4 protein-coding genes and 2 pseudogenes are annotated in these 5,347 nt (G+C 59.2%); 3 read left to right on the forward strand and 3 right to left on the reverse strand.

The features are described from left to right. Both ACESMW_RS18350 and ACESMW_RS18355 read left to right on the forward strand, forming a co-directional pair. A pseudogene (locus ACESMW_RS18350) lies at positions 1–134 on the forward strand (DNA polymerase III subunit delta); the annotation flags it as partial. Positions 135–244: 110 nt separating this feature from the next. Further along, on the forward strand, positions 245–508 hold the full coding sequence (locus ACESMW_RS18355; RefSeq protein WP_092001047.1) for a hypothetical protein: 264 nt from the start codon (positions 245–247) through the stop codon (positions 506–508). A gap of 221 nt (positions 509–729) precedes the next feature. Here ACESMW_RS18355 and ACESMW_RS18360 read toward each other — a convergent pair whose 3' ends face one another. Continuing rightward, positions 730–1,875 (reverse strand): RNA-guided endonuclease InsQ/TnpB family protein, encoded by a 1,146-nt coding sequence (locus tag ACESMW_RS18360; RefSeq protein WP_092001050.1) that lies wholly within the window; start codon positions 1,873–1,875, stop codon positions 730–732. Between the two features lie 127 nt (positions 1,876–2,002). Here ACESMW_RS18360 and ACESMW_RS18365 point away from each other — a divergent pair, with 127 nt between their 5' ends. Beyond that, a complete protein-coding gene (locus ACESMW_RS18365; RefSeq protein WP_372988413.1) occupies positions 2,003–2,638 on the forward strand; it encodes an endonuclease in 636 nt (211 codons plus the stop codon). Between the two features lie 87 nt (positions 2,639–2,725). Here the strand turns inward: ACESMW_RS18365 and ACESMW_RS18370 are convergent, their stop codons facing one another. Both ACESMW_RS18370 and ACESMW_RS18375 read right to left on the reverse strand, forming a co-directional pair. Then, positions 2,726–4,516, reverse strand: coding sequence for an acyl-CoA dehydrogenase C-terminal domain-containing protein (locus ACESMW_RS18370; RefSeq protein WP_372988414.1), 1,791 nt, complete (start codon positions 4,514–4,516; stop codon positions 2,726–2,728). Positions 4,517–4,721: 205 nt separating this feature from the next. Beyond that, a pseudogene (locus tag ACESMW_RS18375) lies at positions 4,722–5,347 on the reverse strand (acyl-CoA dehydrogenase C-terminal domain-containing protein); the annotation flags it as partial.

Below are 5,347 nucleotides of genomic sequence, written 5' to 3' on the forward strand. Positions count from 1 at the left end.
GCCTCAGCCCTGGCCAGCTACAACAGGCCACCCGCCTGTGCAGCCAGATCGACCGGGCGGCCAAGGGTTTCGATGATCTCTCCCCCTGGCATTACCTCCGGGATATGTCCGCACTTCTCGCCGCAAAACCGTGACCTGAGTCAACCAGCTGAAATCCGCTCGTATTCAGGCTATTCCCGTACTTGACAGTTTTTCCGGTTCAGGCGCATTGTTATCCCACCAACTAACCAAGGAGGTGCCTGAAATGAGTGTTCAAGAAGAACTCAAGAAACTGTCGGAAAAAGTCAAACAGTACCGGGACGAAGCCCGCGTTCAGCTCCATCTGGCCCGCGAGGATGTCAAGGACGAGTGGGATGACCTGGAACAGGACTGGGACCGGTTCCGCAACAAGATTGACCAGGTCCTGCACGATACCGGCGACGCCAGCCAGGAAGCCCGTCAAACTGCGCAAAAACTCGGCGAAGACCTGAAGACCGGTTACCAGAATATCCGCAAAAAGCTCAAGTAAAGCGACCGCGACCCGCCACAGGGTCGCAAATTCCTGCCCCGAAGACCCTCGCATCGAGGGTCTTTGTGCCATACTTCACGGTACAAGTGAACGAAGCGTCAGACTTTGTGAGTTCAGACTGTCCCCGATGACAGGCCTGAAGGGACAGGCTGCTTACAGACACTGCGAGGTATAAATGGGGTTTGACTGTTCCTCTCCCTTGAAGGAAGAGTATTCCCAATTCACCGAGAACCGGACACGGAGACTGACTCCATGCCACTCACATTCTCTCCAAGGGCTAACACCGCCAGCCCGGCGGCTTTAATGTTGATCGCGGCATTAAGGTCGCGATCATGTTCGGCTGCGCACTCCGGGCAGGCCCAGTGCCGGACATTGAGAGGCATGGCGTCCATCACAAAGCCGCACCCTGAGCAGCGTTTGCTCGATGGGTACCACTGGTCAATAGTCACCAGTTGTCGGCCAGCCCACTCCGCTTTGTACGCCAGTTGGCGAACGAACTCGCCCCAGCCGGCATCGCTGATGGCTTTGGCCAGAGAGCGGTTGCGCAGCATGTTCTTGACCTTCAGGGATTCGACGCAGATCACTTGGTTCTCGTTGACGATCTTGCGAGACAATTTGTGCAAATTGTCCATCCGGCAATCAGAGAGCTTGGCGTGAATCCGAGCGACCTTCCCCCGGGCTTTCGCCCGGTTTCGGGAGCCGAGCTTCTTCCGACTCAGGCGCCGTTGCGCCTTTGCCAGCCTGGCAGCGTATTTCGCCGTGTGGCGGGGATTGCCGATTCGATGTCCATCGCTGGTCACGAACAGGTCTTTGAGGCCCAAATCGATGCCCACCATCTTCGGGGTGACAGGCAACGTCTGGGGATCAAATTCACACAGACAGGACACAAAGTAGCGTCCGGCGCTGTCTTTGGAGACGGTAATCGTGGTCGGCTCACAGGGCAGATCCCGGGTCCACCGAACCGCCAGCGGTTCTTTGGACTTGGCCAGAAACAGTTGGCCGCCCTGGTATTTGAACGCCGAGCGGGTGAACTCTGCCGACTGGCGGTACCGCTTGCTTTTAAACCGGGGATACCGAGCTCGACCGTCAAAGAAGTTCTTGAACGCGGTTTGCTGGTGCCGAAGGCTTTGTTGCAGGGGCACACAACTGACTTCGTTCAGGAACGCCAGGTCCGGGTCTTTTTTCAGGGCCGTCAGATGGGCATTGGCTTTGGTATAGCCCACCTTTTCCTGACGCTCGTAAAAGGCATCGGTACGATACCGAAGCACCGCGTTGTAGACAAAACGCACACATCCGAACGTCCGAGCAAGCAACACCGCCTGCTCGGACGTAGGATAAAACCGGTACTTGTAAGCGCGTCTTTTCATACTGTTAATTTATACAGTGCACCAACAGATAGCAACAACCAAAAGGAGGCAGCGAGAACGGGGTCGGCTCACACCGACGCGCTATCCCTCCCCGCCCTGAGCGATGGGGTTTCTCGCGCAAAGATTGATGAAAAAACTTCCGATCCTTTCCGCCGCCTTCCTCCTGCTGATCGCCACAACCGCCGTTATCGGCCAGAATACCCGGTTCAGTGACCCGGATACCGTCATCAAGGACGAGTTCTGGGGCAAACTGTACGCCGATGGCGGGCAATCCTTTTTCTGCAACACACCGTTCACCAGCAAGGGTTTCCTCCTGACTGATGGCTATGTGTATCCCCTGGCGGATATTCGCAGCGCTCTTTCCTGCGGGACCTCACGGCAATGCGAACAGAACAACCGCTACCGTCAGATCGCCTCGGACCTGCACAACATGGTCCCGGTTCGCAGCCGGATCGAGATGCAGCGCCGCAACGTTCGCTACGACAACATCGGCGACGTTGCCAAGCCCGACGAGTGTGGCATCCTGGCCAGCGCCCAGTTTTTCGAGCCACCGGAGCGGGTGAAGGGCGATGTGGCCCGGACCATGGCCTACATGGTCACGACCTATGACCTGCCCTGGCTGGGGGCCACCTCCGTGTTCAGGGGCTGGAACCGGCAGGATCCCCCGGATGACAACGAACTGACCCGTCACCGCCGGATCGCGGAAATCCAGGGCAACGAAAACCCGTTTGTGAATAACCCGGAGCAGCTGGAACAGCTCTGACCAGATTTCCCCCAAGCGCCGGCGCCCGAAAAAAGAAAAGGCAGGTCCGCGGACCTGCCTTTCACGTTCCAGACCGTCAGACAGCGATCAGAACTCTTCTGCGGTCAGCGCCATCATGGCATCGCTGCCACTGCGGATGCCTTCCGCCAGGGAGACCGTCTTCGGCAGCAGCCGGTCAAAGTAGAAGCGCGCAGTCTTCACTTTGCCGGAATAGAAGCCGGAGGTGTCACCTGCTGCCTGGGGCGCAGCCGCCTTGACGATCTTCGCCCACATGTAACCCAGGGCTGTCAGGCCGAACAGGTCCAGGTAATCCACCGAGGCGGCACCAACGGCATCCGGCGAGTTGCCGGCCTGACCAAGGACATGCTCGGTCACGTCATCGAGACGCTCCACCGCAGCGGCCAGAGGCTCCAGGAACGGGTGCAGGTGTTCGTTGTCGGCATTTTCCTCCAGGAAATTGGCCACGTCCTGGGCGAACAGTTCGTACAGTTTGCCCTGGCTGCCAACCACCTTGCGCCCCATCAGATCCAGCGCCTGGATGCCGTTGGTACCCTCGTAGATCTGGGTAATCCGGCAGTCCCGCACCAGCTGTTCCTGGCCCCACTCACGGACGAAACCGTGACCGCCAAATACCTGCTGACCCAGGATACAGGCCTCGAGACCCCGGTCGGTCAGGAATGCCTTGGCCACCGGAGTGAGCAGCGCCACCATACCTTCGGCATGCTTTCGACGCTCGTCGTCGTCCGCGTACTTGGAGATATCCAGCCACTGGGCCACATAGGTGGAGAAGGCGCGGCCACCCTCAACATAACCTTTCATGGTCAGCAGCATGCGGCGCACGTCCGGATGCACAATGATCGGGTCAGCGGCCTTTTCGGGCTGCTGGGCACCACTCGGGGCACGGCTCTGGATACGGTCCAGGGCGTATTCGCGGGCATTCTGCAGGGACGCCTCGGCCGCACCGATGCCCTGGATGCCCACACCCAGACGCTCGTAGTTCATCATGGTGAACATGGCGGCCAGGCCCTTGTTCTCCTCACCGACCAGCCAGCCCTTGGCACCGTCGAAGTTCATGACACAGGTAGCGGAACCCTTGATGCCCATTTTCTTCTCGATGGAACCACAGCTGAAGCTGTTACGCTCACCCAGGGAGCCGTCTTCGTTCACCATGAACTTGGGCACCAGGAACAGGGAGATACCCTTTGGTCCCTTCGGCGCATCCGGGAGCTTGGCCAGCACGAGGTGGATGATATTCTCCGCCATGTCGTGCTCACCCCAGGTGATGAAGATCTTGGTACCGGTGACATTGAAGGAGCCGTCGTCGTTGGGCTCGGCCTTGGTACGGATGATGCCCAGGTCGGTACCGGCGTGGGGCTCGGTCAGGTCCATGGCACCGGACCAGACGCCGGAGTACATGTTGGGCAGGTACTTTTCCTTCAGCTCCTGGCTGCCATGGGCATCCAGGGCCAAGCAGGCACCGGCGGTCAGCATCGGGGCCAGGCCGAAGGCCATGTTGGCGCCCTGCATCATTTCCTCGAACTGGGCCACCAGGGTCTTGGGCATACCCATGCCGCCAAATTCCGGGTTACCACCCAGCCCGTTCCAGCCACCTTCCACGATGGTCTGGTAGGCTTCCTTGAAGCCGTCCGGCGCGGTCACTTCGCCGTTATCCCACTTGCTGCCCTGCTCGTCCGCTTCGCGGTTCAGCGGAGCCAGGACGCCACCGGCGATCTTGCCAGCCTCTTCAAGGATGGCATCCGCAGTTTCGGGGTCCACGTTCTCGGCCACCTTGGGCAGGGACGCCCAAAGCGCAGGCGCATCAAATACTTCATTCAGCACGAAGCGAATGTCACGTAACGGTGCCTGATATTCAGCCATTTGAAACTCTCCACAAGATTCCAGTCAGTCTTTGCAGGGCGCGGGAGGTCATGCTCCTGGCCGCGACGCCTGCTCGGCTATGTGTCCGCTGAAAGTTATGTTGTTATGGGCCGGTATTTTACCCGAAACCCCATCAGAACACATGAAAAAAGCCCGCCTCCGGGGAGCACGGGCTTTCTGGGTCAGAACGCTACCGGAGCCCGCCTCAGATGGCGAAAGCTTCTTCCGGCATGTCCAGCAGCGTATCCGCGCCGGCCAGCATGGACTCGGCGTGCGCCTTGGACCGCGGCAGCATGCGCTTGAAGTAGAAGCGAGCTGTCTGCACCTTGGCGTTATAGAACATTTCCTCGCTGGTACCCTCGACCATCTTGTCCAGGGCCACCTTGGCCATACGGGCCCACAGGTAGGCGAATACGGCGTAACCGGAGTACATCAGGTAGTCCACGGAGGCCGCGCCCACTTCCTCGCGGTTCTTCATTGCGGCCATGCCAACCTTGGTGGTCAGTTCGCCCCACTCCTTGTTGATCGCTGCCAGCGGCTCAATGAATTCCTTCAGCTGCTCGTTATCCGCGTTTTCCTTGCAGAACACGTGTCCAGCTTGGTGAAGCCCTTGAGGGACTCGCCCTGGGTCATCAAAACCTTACGGCCCAGCAGATCCAGTGCCTGGATACCGGTGGTACCCTCGTAGATCATGCCGATCCGGGAGTCACGTACGTTCTGCTCCATGCCCCACTCGGAGATAAAGCCGTGGCCACCGAATACCTGCATGCCCAGGTTGGCGGACTCGTAACCGATCTCGGTCAGGAACGCCTTGGCGATCGGAGTCAGGAA

This window comes from Marinobacter sp. (assembly GCF_041690455.1).
Lineage (GTDB): Bacteria > Pseudomonadota > Gammaproteobacteria > Pseudomonadales > Oleiphilaceae > Marinobacter.

Excerpts from the sequence above, each read along its gene's own strand:
- ACESMW_RS18355 (WP_092001047.1), top strand. The coding sequence starts at position 245 with ATGAGTGTTCAAGAAGAACTCAAGAAACTGTCGGAAAAAGTCAAACAG.
- ACESMW_RS18360 (WP_092001050.1), bottom strand. The coding sequence starts at position 1,875 with ATGAAAAGACGCGCTTACAAGTACCGGTTTTATCCTACGTCCGAGCAG.
- ACESMW_RS18365 (WP_372988413.1), top strand. The coding sequence starts at position 2,003 with ATGAAAAAACTTCCGATCCTTTCCGCCGCCTTCCTCCTGCTGATCGCC.
- ACESMW_RS18370 (WP_372988414.1), bottom strand. The coding sequence starts at position 4,516 with ATGGCTGAATATCAGGCACCGTTACGTGACATTCGCTTCGTGCTGAAT.